We start from the raw sequence: 15,766 nt of genomic DNA, 5'->3' as shown, positions 1-15,766 counted from the left end.
TCCCCTCCTGGGCGCTTTATTTTAAAATCCGCAATTCTTCCCAAGCCGGAAGCTGTTTAGCCTCGCAAATTAATTTGCATAAATGGATCGAATGTTCGAGCTCTTGTTCTGAAAGCTCTTCTTCATGTCTTTCCATTCTCTCTTTCAGCTCTTGGATTTGCGTAAATAATGGGTTCGTCAGGTTGGAATAAGCCAATGAATCCTTGTTGTAATTTCGAGCAATGATGGATTGAATCATCAATTTATTCAGTTGTTTTTTGCGTAAACGGACAATATGCTTCTTTCTTTCCGCTGAATTGGAAAGCGGGTGAATATCAGATGTCTGTCCAAAGGGATAAGGTACAATGTGATTCGTTATTTTTTTCAGCAGACCGGATAAGACATTGTTCGGCCCCATTTCGATGACTTCCGTGACTCCTTGTAAAAGCAAGTAATGCATTGATTCCGCCCATCTTACCGGCATCGTCATGTGCTGCTTGAGATGTTCGCAGATCGAATTTCCGCTGCTGTAAGGGCGCGCGGTGACATTTGAAATGATTGGCCATGCGGCATCCCGGAAGGAATACTGCTGTAAAGCACTCTGGAATTGTTCGGATGCCGATCTTATCATTGAGCTGTGAAAAGGTGCACTTACATTTAAATAAGTGTATGCCGCCCCCTTTTCCTCCGCCATCCTGATGACACGCTCCACAGCTTGCTGATGTCCGGAAATGACATGCTGCCGGTCTGAATTCATGCAGGCTACACCTGCCGGAAAGTCTTCTGTCGACACTTTCGCACACATTTCTTGCAATGTTTGAAGAGAGAGCCGGGTCACGGCAGCCATCGTCCCCTGCTGTTGAGGATCCGCATTTTGCATAAGAATTCCCCGCCGCCTTACAAGTGTAACGGCATCATGAAAAGAAAGGGCGCCGGCACAGACAAGCGCCGAGTATTCTCCTAAGCTGTGACCTGCAAGAAAGCGCGGCTTAACCCCTATTTCTTGCATATACACTTGAAACGCAATCACACTGACCGTTAAAATAGCGGGCTGCGCATTCATTGTTTTTGTTAATTCATTCATATCACCGGTAAAACACAGCTTTTTTATATCCAAGGAGATCGCGTCGCCAGCTTCTTCAAATAATCTTTTTGCGACCGCAAAATCATTCCAAAATTGTTTGCCCATTCCTACAAATTGAGATCCTTGTCCAGGAAATAAAAAGGCAAGATTGTTCATGAGCTCCCTCCGATCGCATTGAACATTGATCCAATATCATACAATATATCCCTTTATATAACATCGTAGCATGATTATAACAAAGGTGTATAGAATACTTTCGGAGGAGTTATTGTTCGATTTCACAAACGAACTGGTTATAATTGTTCATAAAATATAAGATGGAGCTGACACTGAAAAATCAGTCTTAAAGAGAGGTGATGAGAGCCGGGCCGGAAGCCTGTTTCCGACTCTTCTTCACTTAGGGAGCGCCCTTAATGTTTCATATTTTTTGGGTATATAGGCATAATTGTGTCAGAAATTACATCTTTTCTGTTTATTGTAAAAGTTCATTTGTATATCTGTGAAGGATTGTAAACTGGTTGTGCAGGAATGGGATTGGAAGAGGAAAATCTGCAGTGAAATGCGGTGCAGAACATATGGATGATCCTGCTCCGATACCGATTGATGCATTCTCAATCGATTAAATTCCGGCTGTTTTTTGTTTACATTGTTTTGTAACCTTCCGTCAGCATTCACCATCTTGCTTATCAAGAACCCCAATCTTATTTGGACAGAAAAAAACAGCCGCTCAAAACGGCTGTTTTTTCATGGGTATCAGAACTATTGAGCGGTATAACCGCCGTCCATAACGACGGCCTGACCGGTGACGCCTTTTGCTTTGTCGCTGGCTAAAAATACGGCGTAATCCGCAATTTCCTTCACTGACAGCAGCCGTTTTTGGGGAACGAGCGGAAAGATGACGTCCTCCAGCACCCGTTCGTACGGTACATTCCTTGTTGCGGAAATATCCTTTAACTGATTGCGGACAAGCTGAGTGTCCACATATCCTGGGCAAAGCGCATTGACGGTAATGCCGTCAGCCGCGCCTTCAAGTGCGCCGACTTTCGTTAAGCCGATGACGCCATGCTTGGCGCTGTTATATGCCGCTTTTCCGTAAAAGCCGATCAGTCCGTTGACAGACGCCATATTGATGATCCGTCCGAACTGCTGTTTTTTCATTGCGGGGAATGCATGTTTCATGGTGAGAAACGGTCCAGTCAGCATGACACGGATGAGTCTTTCAAACTGTTCCGCGGGAAATTCCTCGATGGGCGCGATATGCTGAATGCCCGCGTTATTTACGAGAATATCGAGCCGGCCGAATTCTGTCAGAGCTGTTTGAATCATATCGGCCGTTTGTTTTTCATCTGTTACATCACACGTGATGCTGATGGCATGGGCGCCTTCTCCGCTGAGTTTTGCAGCAGCTTCTTTTCCCGCCTGTTCATTAACATCCGCTATGAGAACGGAGGCTCCTTCACGGGTGAATTCTTGAGCGATTTCAAATCCGATTCCTCTGGCTGCCCCTGTCACCACAGCTGTTTTGTGTTTCAGCATTGAATGCATGATGATACCTCCTTATTTCCGCCGGGACGTTAATGCTTCACTGACAGTGAACCGGCCTTCGGTTTTCTCGAGGACTTCCTCTAATGCCGCGCCTTCCTGCAATTCGGTCAGCGTCATACGGCCTTGGCGGAAATCGAATACCGCCAAATCTGTGATCAGCCGATCGACGACCTGCCTGCCGGTTAAAGGCAGCGTACATTCCGATTTCACTTTGGGCTCTCCATATTTATTCACATGCTCCATGATGACAACGATCCGTTTTGCTCCGTGAACCAAGTCCATGGCGCCGCCCATTCCTTTAATCATTTTGCCGGGGATCATCCAGTTCGCCAAATCTCCCCGTTCGGACACTTCCATGCCGCCGAGGATGGCGACATCAATGTGCCCCCCGCGAATCATAGCAAACGATTCGGCACTGTCAAAATACGAGGCTCCTTTGACTTCGGTAATGGTTTCTTTCCCGGCGTTAATAAGATCTGGGTCCTCCGTTCCGGCAAGGGGATAAGGGCCGATTCCGAGCAAGCCGTTTTCCGACTGAAGCATCACATTGTAATGATCCGGGATTTCATTGGCGACAAGCGTCGGCATGCCTATCCCTAAATTCACATTCATTCCGTCTTTAATTTCCTTTACTGCCCGTGCGATCATTCGTTTTCTGCCATCTTTCATGAGATCAGCTCCCTTCTTCATGCTTCCCGGACGGTGCGGCGTTCGATCCGTTTTTCTTGTGTTGTGCTTTTGAGCACATGCTGAACAAAGATACCCGGTGTATGAATGTGATCCGGATCAAGCTCTCCGATATCGACGATTTCTTCAGCCTCTGCAATCGTCACTTTGCCTGCCATGGCAGCGAGCGGATTGAAGTTTCTCGCCGTCTTTCTGAAAACCAGGTTGCCCAGAGGATCAGCTTTCCAGGCCTTTACGATGGCGGCGTTCCCTGTAATTCCTTTCTCCAGAAGATAGGTGCGTCCTTCAAATGTCTTCTGTTCTTTTCCTTCGGCTACTGATGTCCCGACGCCCGCAGATGTATAAAAACCCGGGATGCCCGCCCCTCCCGCGCGAATTCGTTCTGCGAGCGTTCCTTGGGGAACCAATTCGACTTCCAGCTCCCCGCTTAAAAACTGCCGTTCAAAGGTTTTGTTTTCTCCCACATAGGATGCGACCATTTTTTTGATCTGCCGATTTGCAAGCAAGAGGCCCAGCCCCCAGTCATCAACACCGCAGTTATTACTGACAACGGTCAGGTTTTTCACGCTGCTGTCCCTGATCGCGAGAATTAATTGTTCCGGAATGCCGCACAGGCCGAATCCTCCTGCGATGAGGGTATCTCCGTCTTTGATCAGTTCAGCAGCTTCTTTAAACGAATCCATGATTTTCCCTTTTCCCATATTCGCTTCCCCTTTCTGTTTTGGCTACACAAGGCCCGTCAGACTGTAAATACCGATGATGACAAACACAGCCGCTGTTTTAATGACGGTAATGGCAAAGATATCTCTGTAGGATTGGCGGTGAGTCAACCCTGTGACCGCGAGCAGCGTAATGACGGCGCCATTATGCGGAAGAGTGTCCATCCCGCCGGAGGCCATCGAGATCACCCGGTGCATGACTTCCGGCGGGATGTGAAATGTATGGATTGCTTCTGTATACGCTGCGGACATCGTACTTAAAGCGATGCCCATTCCTCCTGAGGCCGACCCTGTAATCCCGGCAAGCGCAGTGGTCGTCACCGCTCCATTGACAAGCGGATCAGTAAACGTCTGCGATATGCCGCTGCTGACTGCTTTGAAGCCGGGAAGCGCTGCAATGATGCCGCCAAATCCGTATTCGGCTCCTGTATTCATTGACGCCAGCAAGGCGCCCCCGATGCCCTCATTCAGTCCTTCCTTCAAATTGAAGAGCACTTTTTTCCAATCGAACAAAATCGTTGTCATGATACCGATGAACAGTGCGAGCTCTACTGACCAGATCGCAGTGACGGAAGAAAGATCAATCTTTCCGAACGCTTCTAAACCGAGCGGCGCAAAATCAAATCCGGCGGGATACCAATGCGGGAGCCACATCGTGAAGCATTTGTTCAATACCCCGACAAGGATAAGCGGAATAAAGGCGAGCACTTGCCGCGCGGTACTGGGTTCTGCCTCCTGCGGTAAATCAGGCGTGTTTTTTTCATAAGCCAGACCTGAGGATTCCTTTGCAGCGGAAACTTCAGACGGAAACCCAGCATAGCCTTCTCCTGCATCGGCCGCTTTCTTGCGCCGGAATTCTAAATAAAACATCCCGGCCGTAAGCACAAACGCTGCACCAATCAGTCCGAGCCAGGGAGCGGCATAAATGTTTGTTTTAAAAAATGCTGTCGGAATGACATTTTGAATTTGCGGTGTGCCGGGAAGCGCATCCATTGTAAATGTAAAAGCGCCCAATGCAATCGTTCCGGGTATCAGACGTTTGGGAATATCAGCTTTCATAAATAGGTTTTTAGCAAACGGATAGACGGCAAACACCGCTACGAAGAGACTGACGCCGCTGTACGTTAAAATCGCACCCATTAAGACGATGGCGAGAATGGCTCTTTTTGCTCCCACAAGCCTGACGATTGTTTTCGCAATCGACTCGGCGAGCCCGGATATTTCAACAATCTTGCCAAAAACAGCCCCCAAAAGAAATACAGGAAAATACAGCTTAATAAAGCCCGCCATCTTCTCCATAAATATATTCGAGAAGAAAGGAAGTACGAAGCTCGGATCTGTCAGAAGCACAGCAAACAGCGCGCAAATCGGGGCAAATAAAATGACTGAAAAACCCCGGTAAGCAACAATCATCAGCAAGCATAATGCCAATAAAATAATGACAATGTCCACAAATCCCCCTCTTTTCTGCTTCATGATAGCAAACGCTTACAAATTGATTCGAAGGAAGAAAATGCAACAACCATGCCAAGCTTACATCATGCTTGGTTTTCCGTTTTTTTTAAACGAATGAATTCCGGACAATCGGAAGTTTCCGTTTTGGCGGAAAGAAAAGGAAGCCCTTGTTACGTTATATTGAATGGCTGAGCGGTGAGTTTTTTTGAATATGAGAGAGAGGATTTTTGCTTTATAAATATGTATTCTTTTTTCTTTCATTTATTTCCTGCAGGAGGAACTGGTAAAATCCGCCCCTCCTGCATGGTCATCAGCCGATGACAACTGGAAGCTCTGTGAGTGACCTAAAACCAATGAGCTTCCGGTATTCAAGCTTGGGTGCAGCCAGCCGAAGCTTAGGCATCCGCTCTAACAGCGCGAGAATGGCTATTTGCGCTTCAATGTGCGCTAATCGTGAACCTACGCAAAAATGGGCGTTCTTTCCGAATGCAAGATGCCGATTCGGTTTTCTTTCAATGTCCATTTTGTGAGGCTGATCGAATATGCTTGGATCGCGATTGGCTGCACCTAAAAGGATATATACCTGCTCTCCTTTTTTTATGATCTTTCCATTTATTTCGCAGTCTTCTGAAGCGGTGCGGGCCGTCAGCTGTGTAGGGCTGTCATAACGCAAACATTCCTCGACTGCAGTTTCAATAAGCGAGGGGTTTTCTCTCAGTGCGCTAAGCTGTTCAGGGTGTTTCAATAAAGTATACACACCGTTGCTTATGAGGTTTACCGTCGTCTCGTGTCCGGCTATGATAAGTAATACACATGTCGCGAGTACTTCCTCTTTTGAAAGCTGTTCTTCTACAATAAACCTGCTGATCAAGTCTTCCTGAGGCTGGATTTTCCGCTTGTGAATCAAATCTCTGAAATATGACGTCATCCTGCCTGCGGTGCCGCTTGCTCTGACTAACGTCTTTCTTGACCGGGTAAAATCAATGGCCTGAATGACGTCTGCCGTCCATTGTCTGAATTGATATCTCTCCTCTTTCGGCACTCCGAGTATCTTCGCAATGATGAGGCTTGCCAATGGAAAGGCAAACTCTGAAACAAGGTCTGCGTTTTTTTTGTTTTGGACTTGATCCAATAAGTCATGCGCCGTTTCTTTTATACAGGGGCGGAGTGATTCCGCCGTCTTTGCGGTGAATTCTTTCCCTATAACCATCCGGATCCGCTTATGGTCTGATTGATTTTTAAATAACAGCATATCGTGCTGGATATGCGATAGATTTTGATATTTCGTTGAAGCTTCCGGAAGAGGAACACGGTTTTTAAACCGGTTGTCTTTCAGAATCGCTTCCGCCTCTTTATACCCGGTGACATACCAGCCCGGATATTTTAATACAGTTCCTTTATAAACAGGATCAATGGCCCGCAGGTTGTCATAAAACGGGTAAGGGTTATTCCAAAAATCTGAATCCGCCTGGAGGGACGGATGTGAAATTGATACGCCCGCCGTCATCTTATACCTCCGTTTTGCAGGCGGATTGTAAGCCGGCTTTCATTTCTTCGACGGATTCAACTTCAAAACCTAGATCATGGAGCATTTTATGATCCTCTGTTTCATGCTGTCCTGAGGTTGTTAAGTAATCACCGACGAATATAGAGTTTGCCGCGTACAGGCCGAGCGGCTGCAGCGAACGCAGGTTGACTTCCCGTCCTCCTGAGATACGGATTTCTTTTGCCGGATTGATAAAACGGAACAAGGCGAGCACTTTCAGGCAATACACCGGATTTAATTCGCTTACTCCTTCTAACGGAGTTCCGTCAATCGCATGCAGAAAATTAACCGGGATGCTGTCGGCGTCAAGCGCTTTCAAGCTGTTCGCCATATCAATGACGTCCTGTTTCGTCTCTTTCATGCCGACGATGACACCCGAACAAGGTGACATCCCTGATTGTTTCGCCATTTGTACCGTATTGACCCTGTCGTCATACGTGTGTGAGGTCGTAATGTTTGCGTGATTCCTTTGTGACGTATTGATGTTATGATTGTACCGGTCGACTCCTGCCTGTTTCAGCCGCTCTGCCTGTTCCGGCTTCAGCAGACCGAGGCATGCGCAGATTTTCAAACCGTACGTTTCTTTTATTTCTTTGACAGCATCAACCACTTGGTCTACTTCTCTGTTTGACGGTCCCCGGCCGCTGGCGACGATGCAGTATGTTCCTATATTCAGGTCATGGGCGCGTTTTGCCCCTTTAAGCAATATATGCTTATCCACCATCCGATAAGACTCAATCGGCGCTTTTGATATTGCAGATTGTGAACAGTACCCGCAATTTTCGGGACACAGGCCTGACTTTGCATTCATAATCATATTCAGCTTTACCTTTTTTCCGTAAAATCGTTTTCTAATATGAAAAGCGGCATGCATCAGCAATAAAAGATCCTCATCAGGGCAATTTAAAATGGCAAGCGCTTCCTGGTTCGTTACTTCCGCCCCGTCCAGCACTCTCTCTGCAAGATCCATCCATTGATTCATGTTTATCTCCCCATTTGTGTCAGATTCATGAAAGAGGAAACATCTACATGTTTCTCAATCATGTGTTGAATGTTTTCTGCTGAAACGAGATCCAGCTTTGGTGTGATTCCCAAAATCGGAACTTTGCATAATGTTTCAATCATGCTCGGGTTTGTCTTTTCGTCCAGCCCCGGCCGGCTCTTTACGCCGTTGATAATGATGCCGAGAACCTCTATCCCCATGTTTTTCGCATATTCAACGGTTAAATACGTGTGGTTGATGGTTCCGAGATCAGGCCTGGCCACAATCACTGCCGGCAATTCCAAGGCTTTTATCAGATGACTGACTAAATAATTTTCACCAAGCGGGACGGAAATGCCGCCGGCCCCTTCGACGATGAAACACTCATGACGATTTTTGATCTTTCTCCAGTGGGCCGTGACCTCCTCCATGCTCACGGATTTTCCTTCAAGCATGGCGGCCGTGTACGGTGCAAGCGGCTCTTTCCATTCAAATGGCGTAATCTCTTCATGAGACAGTGCGGTTTGTGACATGTCTTTCAAGAGCGAGGTGTCACTTTCCGGATGAGTCCGCGGCACCCCGCTTAAAAACGGCTTAAACACTCCGACATCCGCACGTTTCTGCCTGAATGCCGCGGCTAGTCCGCAAGAGACGATAGTTTTTCCGACGCCCGTATCTGTTCCTGTGACAAAAAAACTTCTCATTTGTTTATATTCAGCTCTTTTCTAATGGAATCAAATGCTTCTGTAAGCCCATCTATGTCCTGTAAGCTGCGGTCCGCCGTGACGGTCAGCCTGATTCTGCTTTCGCCGTCAGGAACGGATGGCGGGCGGATGGCCGGGGCGCAGATTCCCTTTTTCTCCAGCAGTGCAGCAACTGAAACCGCTGTTTTTGCATCACCGATGATGACGGCGATGATTGGTGTATCTCCGCCTCTTACGGTAAAACCCATATCGGCCAGACGGGTTTTGATCGTTTTGACAGACGACAGCAGTTCACGGCGCGTATCGTACATATCTGATATGATGTCAAATGCCGTATGGGCAGCCGCACAAATTGCCGGCGGAAGGGCCGTCTGAAAAATAAACGTCCGCGCATGATTCAGCAAAAAATCAATGAAAATGTTTGACCCCGCGGCAAAACCTCCTTCCGTTCCGACCGCTTTACTTAACGTGCCGATGACAACATCAGGACAAACACCAAAATATTCACTGGTTCCCCCGCCGTTTTCCCCGAGTACACCGGTTGCATGCGCGTCATCTGCTATCACAAATGCCTGATACTGCTTTGCAAGCGCCATTATGCGGTCAAGAGGCGCAATGGTGCCGTCCATGCTGAAGACGCCGTCCGTGACGATAAAGCGGCGGTTCCTGGACTGGACGGAGGCAAGTTTTTCCTCAAGATCAGCCATATCAATATGGCGGTACACTATGGTTTCCGCTTTCGATAAACGGCAGCCGTCAACAATGCTCGCATGGTTCAATTGATCGCTTAAAATGACATCGCCTTTTTGAGGCAGTGAAGCAAGCACGCCGATATTTGCCAAGTAACCGCTGGAAAACAATAAAGCAGCTTCCGTCTGTTTAAAATCTGCGATTGTTTGTTCAAGTGTTTCATGCCAAAAAGTATTTCCTGTCGTTAACCGGGAACCGCTGCTTCCTGCTCCGAAGCAGTTTAGCGCCGTTTGCGCGGCTGTGATCAGGCGCTCATCTTTAGACAGGCCTAAATAGTCATTGGATGCCCAGATCTTTTCCCCTTTGTTTTTGAGAGCGGTTTCCTGTTTCCGCAGCGTCCGATACAGCCCGTCTCTTTTCACCGCATCGAGCCTTTCGAAGAGCCATCCGTCAAAATCCACGGCCGGTCACCTCGGCTATCGCTTCTTTCATAATGGAGATCATGGCTTTTAACTGATCAGTCGTGCTGGCGAGCGGCGGAAGAAAGGCGATTACGTCTCCGAGCGGCCTCGTCAGCATACCGAGCTCTCTCATTTTCAAAGACACCTTATATCCAACACGCTTTTCAGGCGGGTAAGGCTGTTTTGTCCCCTTATCCTGCACGAGCTCTATGCCGCACATGAAACCGAGCTGGCGGACATCGCCGACATGAGGAAGCTGCTTCAGATCATGAAGAAACATCGCTGCCGTTTTTGATTTTTCGGCAACTTGTTCAACGATGCGCTCTGATTCAAATAAACGGAGATTTTCAATTGCCGCGGCACAGCCCAGCTGATTTCCTGTATAGGAGTGGCCGTGGAAAAATGTTTTCATTTTGTCGTAGTCATCGTAGAAGGCTTTATAAATGGCTTCTGTGGCAAACGTCACAGCGATCGGCAAATAGCCTCCCGTAATTCCTTTCCCTGCCGCCATCAAGTCCGGCTGGACATTTTCATGCTCACAGGCAAACATTTTTCCGGTGCGGCCGAACCCCGTCGCCACTTCGTCAACGATCATTAACACATCATATGCCGTACACAGCTTTCGTACGCCTGCCAGAAAACCTTCAGGCATGACGATCATGCCGGATGCGCCTTGCACCATCGATTCAATCGTAAGTGCGGCAATCTCTTCGTGATGCTTTGCGAGCAGCTGTTCGAGCGCGTTCAGACATTCATCCCGGCACTGTACGGGGTCGCCGCTTTCAGATCTGTATACGTAAGGAATCGGCGCTTTGTAGCTTTCAAACATCAGCGGGCCGTATACATGGTGAAAGAGTTCAATAGAACCGACGCTGACCGCTCCGATCGTATCGCCGTGATAGCCGTTCTGCATCGAAATGAATGTCTGCTTTTTGGGCCTCCCTATGTTTTTCCAGTATTGAAAGGCCATTTTCAGAGCGATTTCCATTGCTTCCGCTCCGCTGTCAGAGTAAAAAACACGTGTCAGATTTTCAGGTGCAATGCCCGTCAGCATCTCGGCAAGTTCTGTCGCGGGAACATTCGTCATGCCCAGCAAGGTCGAATGAGCGATTTTTTTAAGCTGTTTTTGAATCGCCTCATCCATTTCTTTTTTGCGGTGGCCGTGTACATTGAGCCATACTGAGGAAAAGCCGTCATAGTATTCTTTGCCGCTTGTGTCTTTCAGCATGATTCCGTTTCCACTTTCAATCATTAACGGATCCTCATCGTAATCTTTCATTTGTGTGAAAGGCAGCCAAAGATGCTTTTTGCTTTTTTCAATCATTGATTGTTTCATATGTTCCCCTCCCGCTGAATGAATACAGGCTGTTTCTCTAAAAAATGGATACAGCTCTCTGTATCTGTGATTCCATCTGTAAAGAAAATCCGGCAGCCGCTCTCATCGCCGTCATTCTTCATCTTGGTAATCCGCTGATAGCCCAGCTCTTTTGAGGCAACGTAGCCCGTTATGTAATCAGGGTCATCTGACCAGCACACTTCAGCTATGATTCCCGGATGCTCGCAAACCTTTGCCGCGATGGCATGTGCTTCTTTGATTCGTGAATTTTCCGGCATGTTGTGATCTAAAGCCCATTTTTGAAAATCGTGTGCCGGCCAATCCATTCGGGACACCCGCACACCTCTTTCCCTTCTGCCGTCAATGCGTTTTCCTGTCCGGATGTCAAACAGGACCGCTCCTCTTGCTTCTGCATATTCCGCGATGTTTTGATAGGCTTTCTCTATCATGCGCGGAGGAATCCCTGCTTTTTGCAAAAGCGTACGGGCGATTGCTTGTCCTTTCTCTGCCGTATCTGTTTGATGTACGGTAATCGGCAAAGGGCGGATCGTTTTGATCGGTTCATTGACACTTTCAAGCTGGATCTGCATAAAATCAGGTGTCCCTCTTGAATGCGAGAAGCCTTTATGTAATAAGCCATTCACCGCTTCCTGTATTCCGCTGTAAGTGATAAGCCGTTCTCCGCCGGAAATGTGTTTCCCGCCCTGTTCATGAGAGGCATTTCGGGAAGCTCTCATTCTGACGCTGTAATATGTTTCTTCCTCCATTCCTTTCCCCTCCTTTCTCTTGCCTTGAAAAATAATGTTAACCAAAATAATTAAAGGTTAACACTTATACAGAATATTAGTGCCCCTCTCGAAATATGTCAACCTAATCTATCAAACTGTTAACTTAACGTTTTCATGTTTTGTTCATATTTTAGTCATTGTTTTTTCAAGGCTGTCCGCTAAAGTAATCGATATCAACAAATAGGACACCATCCGCATCTTATTAGAGGGGAGGTCACTGTTATGCTGAAAGGAAAAATAAAGACATTAGGCCGTTTCTGCACGGTCGGGGCCGGCAATACGCTGATCGATTTTGGGGTCTTCTTTCTGCTTACCGCCTGCCATGTCCCTTATCTGCCGGCACAGATCTGCTCTTATTCGGCTGGAATGATCAATAGCTATGTGTGGAACCGGAATTGGACGTTTCGTGTAAAGCGCAAGGCTGACGGGAAAGAGATCGTGTGCTTTCTCATCATTAATCTTGCCGCGTCGGGGATCACCTTTTTGCTGCTGTACGCGTTTCAAAAAGGCGGCTGTTCGCTTTTGGTGAGTAAGCTCGCCGCCACTATCGGCGGAATGATGATGAATTTTATCGGAAACCGAATCTGGGTATTCAGAGATTCGCTGAAAAACATACAGGATCAGGAGTGAAGATGAATGAGAAAAAAAGTGAGAAAAGCGGTCATTCCCGCAGCGGGTTTAGGAACGAGATTTCTGCCGGCGACAAAGGCGCAGCCGAAAGAAATGCTGCCGATCGTTGACAAACCGGCAATCCAATATATCGTAGAAGAGGCCGCCGAGTCAGGGATTGAAGATATTCTGATTATTACAGGAAGAAACAAGCGCTCGATTGAAGATCATTTTGACCGGTCGGCGGAATTGGAATTCAATCTGCGGGAAAAAGGCAAGACGGAGATGCTGAAGGAAATGCAGCAGATTGCCGATTTGGCCAATATTCATTACATCCGCCAAAAAGAGCCGCTCGGCTTAGGTCATGCGGTGCTGTGTGCGGAGCATTTTATCGGAGAAGAGCCTTTTGCCGTTCTCTTAGGTGATGATATTATGGTATCTGACACTCCCGCGCTCTCGCAGCTCATAGACGTCTATAACCAACACGGCACAGAAACGATCGGCGTACAGCCCGTCGATCCCGCCGATGTCAGCAAATATGGTATTATACAGACGGGGCGGCAGAACGGTCGTGTGTACCAGGTTGAGGATCTGATTGAAAAGCCGGCTGTTGAAAAGGCGCCCTCTCACATCGCCGTGATGGGCCGTTACATATTAACCCCTGCCATTTTTAAAGCGCTGAAGACGATCGGAAGAGGCGCAGGCAACGAAATCCAATTGACAGACGCGCTGCGCGAAGTGTGCCGCACCCAAAGTATCTATGCGCGGGAGCTCGAAGGAAGACGGTTTGATATAGGCGACAAGCTCGGCTGTTTTAAGGCCGGCACGGAGATCGGGCTGCTGCGGAAGGAAATGAGACCGAAACTCTTAGCTTATTTAGAAGAGGTGTTAAAAAGAGAATCTGAAGAAAACGTGCGTTAAAAAATAATTTGTAACCATTTTGCTTGTCAATCAGTCATATAATTGGGTAAAAAGATAAAGAGGTTGTGAACAGTGTGGGCAATTTTATTAGTGAAATATTATCCTGGCTGACAAGTATGGGCTATTTCGGGATTGCGCTCGGATTAATGATCGAAATCATTCCGAGTGAAATCGTTTTGGCCTATGGAGGCTATATGGTGTCAGAAGGCACGATCAGTTTTATCGGCGCCGTTATCGCCGGCGTGATCGGGGGAACGATCGCGCAGTGCTTTATTTACTGGATCGCCCGTTATGGGGGGCGGCCGTTTTTGGACAAGTACGGCAAGTACTTATTGCTGAAAAAGCATCATATTGATGTTGCCGAAAACTGGTTTCGCCGTTACGGCGCGGGTGTAGTATTCTCGGCCCGGTTTATCCCGGTCGTCAGACACGCGATTTCCATCCCGGCCGGCCTCGCGAAAATGCCGCTTTCCAAGTTTGTCACCTTGACGACGCTTGCGATTATTCCGTGGTCTGTCATTTTCGTTTATCTCGGGTATCAGCTCGGCGGACAGTGGAAAGATGTAGACAGCTATGCCGGAATGTACACGACTCCGATCATTATATTGGCTCTTGTATTTATTGTTGTTTATTTTGTCGTGAAAAAGATGAGATCAAGACTATGAAAAAAAGACTGCATAGAAGAACGGACGCGGGCCGGATCTATGCGGTCTTTTTTATTTATACCGGGTATACGGGGTGTTTCCGGTGTGTGAAAGTCAGTTGTTTAGACATGTAAGCAGTGAGGCGTTTATTGAGTTCGTCCCGCAAGGAATCAGCGGGAACGATGCCGTCAATCACCATTTCAGAGGCAAGACGGTAAAGATTAATGTCTTCCTTGTATTCATCTCGCTTTTCCTGAATAAAAGCCGGCCTTTCTTCTGGAGCAAGTTCGCTGATTTTGTTTGCGTAGACCGCATTCACCGCTGCTTCAGGCCCCATTACGGCAATTTGCGCAGTCGGAAGCGCTAAGCAGCAATCAGGTTCAAAAGCCGGGCCCGCCATCGCATATAATCCCGCACCGTAGGCTTTTCTGACAATAACGGAAAGCTTCGGAACAGTCGCTTCCGCCATTGCGGAGATCATTTTTGCGCCATGCCTGATGATGCCCGCCTGTTCAACCTTCGTTCCGATCATAAATCCGGGGATGTCTGCCAAAAACAGAAGCGGAATATGAAATGCATCGCACAAAGCGATGAATTTTGCGGCTTTATCCGCCGAATCGAGAAATAAAACCCCGCCCTTGACACGCGGCTGGTTGGCGATAATGCCGACCGGCTGTCCGTGAATCCGTGCAAGTCCCGTTATTAATTCCTGCGCAAATAACGGTTTAATCTCAAAAAAAGAGTCTTCATCGATGACACGTTCAATTAAATCCAGCATGTTGAACGGTGCGTTTTGATGTGCCGGGATGACATCTGAGAGCGGTTTTTCAAAATCTTTCGGGTTCTTGGATTCGCTGACAGGCGCTTTTTCCGTATAATTTGCCGGAAAGTAGCTGAGATATGTCCGCGCCATCGTGATTGCTTCCTGTTCCGTCCGGGCGAGGAGATCACCGCAGCCTGATACGGAACAATGCATACGGGCGCCGCCCATTTCTTCAAGCGAAACTTTCTCACCGATTACCATTTCCGCCATGCGCGGTGAGCCTAAGTACATGGATGCATTGCCTTCCACCATAATGACAATGTCGCAAAAGGCAGGAATGTAAGCGCCGCCCGCAGCGGAAGGGCCGAACAATAAACAGATTTGCGGTATGCGTCCCGACAGCTTTACTTGATTATAAAAAATGCGGCCGGCTCCCCTTCTGCCCGGGAACATGTCGACCTGATCGGTAATTCTTGCACCTGCTGAATCGACTAAGTACAGAAGCGGACACTGCAGCTTTTCAGCCGTTTCCTGAATGCGGATGATTTTTTCCACCGTCTTCGCGCCCCATGAGCCCGCCTTTACGGTTGAGTCGTTTGCCATCACACAAACGGTTCTGCCGCTGATGGTTCCGATCCCGGTGACAACCCCGTCGGCCGGCAGTCCGTCTGACATGCATTCGGCGAAAAAAGCGTCTTCAACGGATATGCCGTCATCGAATAGAAGCTTCAGCCTGTCTCTTACAAAAAGTTTTCCCTTTTTTTCGTTGCTTGCGTGATATTTAGCCGCTCCTCCCTTTTCAATCGTTTTGCTGCGTGTCTGCCGTTCTTTTTCGTAATCCATCCGAGTCCCT

15 protein-coding genes are annotated in these 15,766 nt (G+C 47.8%); 3 read left to right on the top strand and 12 right to left on the bottom strand.

Annotated elements, in window-relative coordinates; translation table 11 throughout:
* Positions 1-16 precede the first annotated feature (16 nt).
* The 11 genes from fabD to AC1DN5_RS04200 all read right to left on the bottom strand — a co-directional run bounded on the left by fabD (position 17) and on the right by AC1DN5_RS04200 (position 11,955).
* Positions 17-1,219 (bottom strand): ACP S-malonyltransferase, encoded by a 1,203-nt coding sequence (fabD, locus tag AC1DN5_RS04250; RefSeq protein WP_366969321.1) that lies wholly within the window; start codon positions 1,217-1,219, stop codon positions 17-19.
* Positions 1,220-1,822: 603 nt separating this feature from the next.
* Positions 1,823-2,608, bottom strand: a complete 786-nt coding sequence (locus AC1DN5_RS04245; protein ID WP_436627794.1) for a 3-hydroxybutyrate dehydrogenase — start codon at positions 2,606-2,608, stop codon at positions 1,823-1,825.
* 12 nt (positions 2,609-2,620) lie between these two features.
* On the bottom strand, positions 2,621-3,277 hold the full coding sequence (locus AC1DN5_RS04240; protein WP_366969320.1) for a 3-oxoacid CoA-transferase subunit B: 657 nt from the start codon (positions 3,275-3,277) through the stop codon (positions 2,621-2,623).
* 17 nt (positions 3,278-3,294) lie between these two features.
* Complete coding sequence (locus tag AC1DN5_RS04235) at positions 3,295-3,996, bottom strand: CoA transferase subunit A (protein ID WP_366969319.1); 702 nt, start codon at positions 3,994-3,996, stop codon at positions 3,295-3,297.
* 24 nt (positions 3,997-4,020) lie between these two features.
* Positions 4,021-5,466, bottom strand: a complete 1,446-nt coding sequence (locus tag AC1DN5_RS04230; RefSeq protein ID WP_366969317.1) for a GntP family permease — start codon at positions 5,464-5,466, stop codon at positions 4,021-4,023.
* Between the two features lie 313 nt (positions 5,467-5,779).
* Positions 5,780-6,976: a cytochrome P450 gene (locus tag AC1DN5_RS04225; RefSeq protein WP_366969316.1), complete on the bottom strand. Its 1,197-nt coding sequence runs from the start codon at positions 6,974-6,976 to the stop codon at positions 5,780-5,782.
* A gap of 1 nt (position 6,977) precedes the next feature.
* A complete protein-coding gene (gene bioB / locus AC1DN5_RS04220) occupies positions 6,978-7,997 on the bottom strand; it encodes a biotin synthase BioB (RefSeq protein WP_016935940.1) in 1,020 nt (339 codons plus the stop codon).
* 2 nt (positions 7,998-7,999) lie between these two features.
* Positions 8,000-8,701 (bottom strand): dethiobiotin synthase, encoded by a 702-nt coding sequence (gene bioD / locus AC1DN5_RS04215; RefSeq protein WP_366969314.1) that lies wholly within the window; start codon positions 8,699-8,701, stop codon positions 8,000-8,002.
* Positions 8,698-9,852 (bottom strand): 8-amino-7-oxononanoate synthase, encoded by a 1,155-nt coding sequence (bioF, locus tag AC1DN5_RS04210; RefSeq protein WP_016935938.1) that lies wholly within the window; start codon positions 9,850-9,852, stop codon positions 8,698-8,700. Before bioF ends, bioD begins: the two co-directional genes overlap by 4 nt.
* Positions 9,842-11,188, bottom strand: a complete 1,347-nt coding sequence (gene bioA / locus AC1DN5_RS04205) for an adenosylmethionine--8-amino-7-oxononanoate transaminase (protein WP_366969313.1) — start codon at positions 11,186-11,188, stop codon at positions 9,842-9,844. Before bioA ends, bioF begins: the two co-directional genes overlap by 11 nt.
* Positions 11,185-11,955 carry a 6-carboxyhexanoate--CoA ligase gene (locus AC1DN5_RS04200; RefSeq protein WP_099744129.1) on the bottom strand — a complete coding sequence of 257 codons (771 nt, stop codon included), beginning with the start codon at positions 11,953-11,955 and terminating at the stop codon, positions 11,185-11,187. The genes bioA and AC1DN5_RS04200 overlap by 4 nt, the downstream gene beginning before the upstream one ends.
* 243 nt (positions 11,956-12,198) lie before the next feature.
* Here AC1DN5_RS04200 and AC1DN5_RS04195 point away from each other — a divergent pair, with 243 nt between their 5' ends.
* The 3 genes from AC1DN5_RS04195 (at position 12,199) to uptA (ending at position 14,171) form a co-directional block, all read left to right on the top strand.
* Positions 12,199-12,606, top strand: a complete 408-nt coding sequence (locus AC1DN5_RS04195; protein WP_045927046.1) for a GtrA family protein — start codon at positions 12,199-12,201, stop codon at positions 12,604-12,606.
* A 6-nt stretch (positions 12,607-12,612) separates the two neighbouring features.
* Complete coding sequence (gene galU, locus AC1DN5_RS04190) at positions 12,613-13,506, top strand: UTP--glucose-1-phosphate uridylyltransferase GalU (protein ID WP_327814360.1); 894 nt, start codon at positions 12,613-12,615, stop codon at positions 13,504-13,506.
* A gap of 74 nt (positions 13,507-13,580) precedes the next feature.
* Positions 13,581-14,171 carry an undecaprenyl phosphate transporter UptA gene (gene uptA / locus AC1DN5_RS04185; protein ID WP_016935933.1) on the top strand — a complete coding sequence of 197 codons (591 nt, stop codon included), beginning with the start codon at positions 13,581-13,583 and terminating at the stop codon, positions 14,169-14,171.
* A gap of 55 nt (positions 14,172-14,226) precedes the next feature.
* On the opposite strand, the gene AC1DN5_RS04180 is transcribed toward uptA, so the two are convergent.
* Positions 14,227-15,756, bottom strand: a complete 1,530-nt coding sequence (locus AC1DN5_RS04180; RefSeq protein ID WP_095240635.1) for an acyl-CoA carboxylase subunit beta — start codon at positions 15,754-15,756, stop codon at positions 14,227-14,229.
* Between the last annotated feature and the right edge of the window lie 10 nt (positions 15,757-15,766).

The sequence above is a fragment of the Bacillus sp. 01N42_2 genome (assembly GCF_056399565.1).
The sequence above is the reverse complement of the archived record's forward strand: the minus strand, read 5'-3'. Positions and strand labels throughout refer to the sequence as shown.

Bases quoted from the DNA above. Each gene is read 5' to 3' on its own strand.
- bioA (WP_366969313.1), bottom strand. From the start codon at position 11,188: ATGAAACAATCAATGATTGAAAAAAGCAAAAAGCATCTTTGGCTGCCT.
- bioD (WP_366969314.1), bottom strand. From the start codon at position 8,701: ATGAGAAGTTTTTTTGTCACAGGAACAGATACGGGCGTCGGAAAAACT.
- galU (WP_327814360.1), top strand. From the start codon at position 12,613: ATGAGAAAAAAAGTGAGAAAAGCGGTCATTCCCGCAGCGGGTTTAGGA.
- fabD (WP_366969321.1), bottom strand. From the start codon at position 1,219: ATGAACAATCTTGCCTTTTTATTTCCTGGACAAGGATCTCAATTTGTA.
- AC1DN5_RS04235 (WP_366969319.1), bottom strand. From the start codon at position 3,996: ATGGGAAAAGGGAAAATCATGGATTCGTTTAAAGAAGCTGCTGAACTG.
- AC1DN5_RS04245 (WP_436627794.1), bottom strand. From the start codon at position 2,608: ATGCATTCAATGCTGAAACACAAAACAGCTGTGGTGACAGGGGCAGCC.
- AC1DN5_RS04225 (WP_366969316.1), bottom strand. From the start codon at position 6,976: ATGACGGCGGGCGTATCAATTTCACATCCGTCCCTCCAGGCGGATTCA.
- AC1DN5_RS04180 (WP_095240635.1), bottom strand. From the start codon at position 15,756: ATGGATTACGAAAAAGAACGGCAGACACGCAGCAAAACGATTGAAAAG.
- AC1DN5_RS04200 (WP_099744129.1), bottom strand. From the start codon at position 11,955: ATGGAGGAAGAAACATATTACAGCGTCAGAATGAGAGCTTCCCGAAAT.
- bioB (WP_016935940.1), bottom strand. From the start codon at position 7,997: ATGAATCAATGGATGGATCTTGCAGAGAGAGTGCTGGACGGGGCGGAA.
- AC1DN5_RS04240 (WP_366969320.1), bottom strand. From the start codon at position 3,277: ATGAAAGATGGCAGAAAACGAATGATCGCACGGGCAGTAAAGGAAATT.
- AC1DN5_RS04195 (WP_045927046.1), top strand. From the start codon at position 12,199: ATGCTGAAAGGAAAAATAAAGACATTAGGCCGTTTCTGCACGGTCGGG.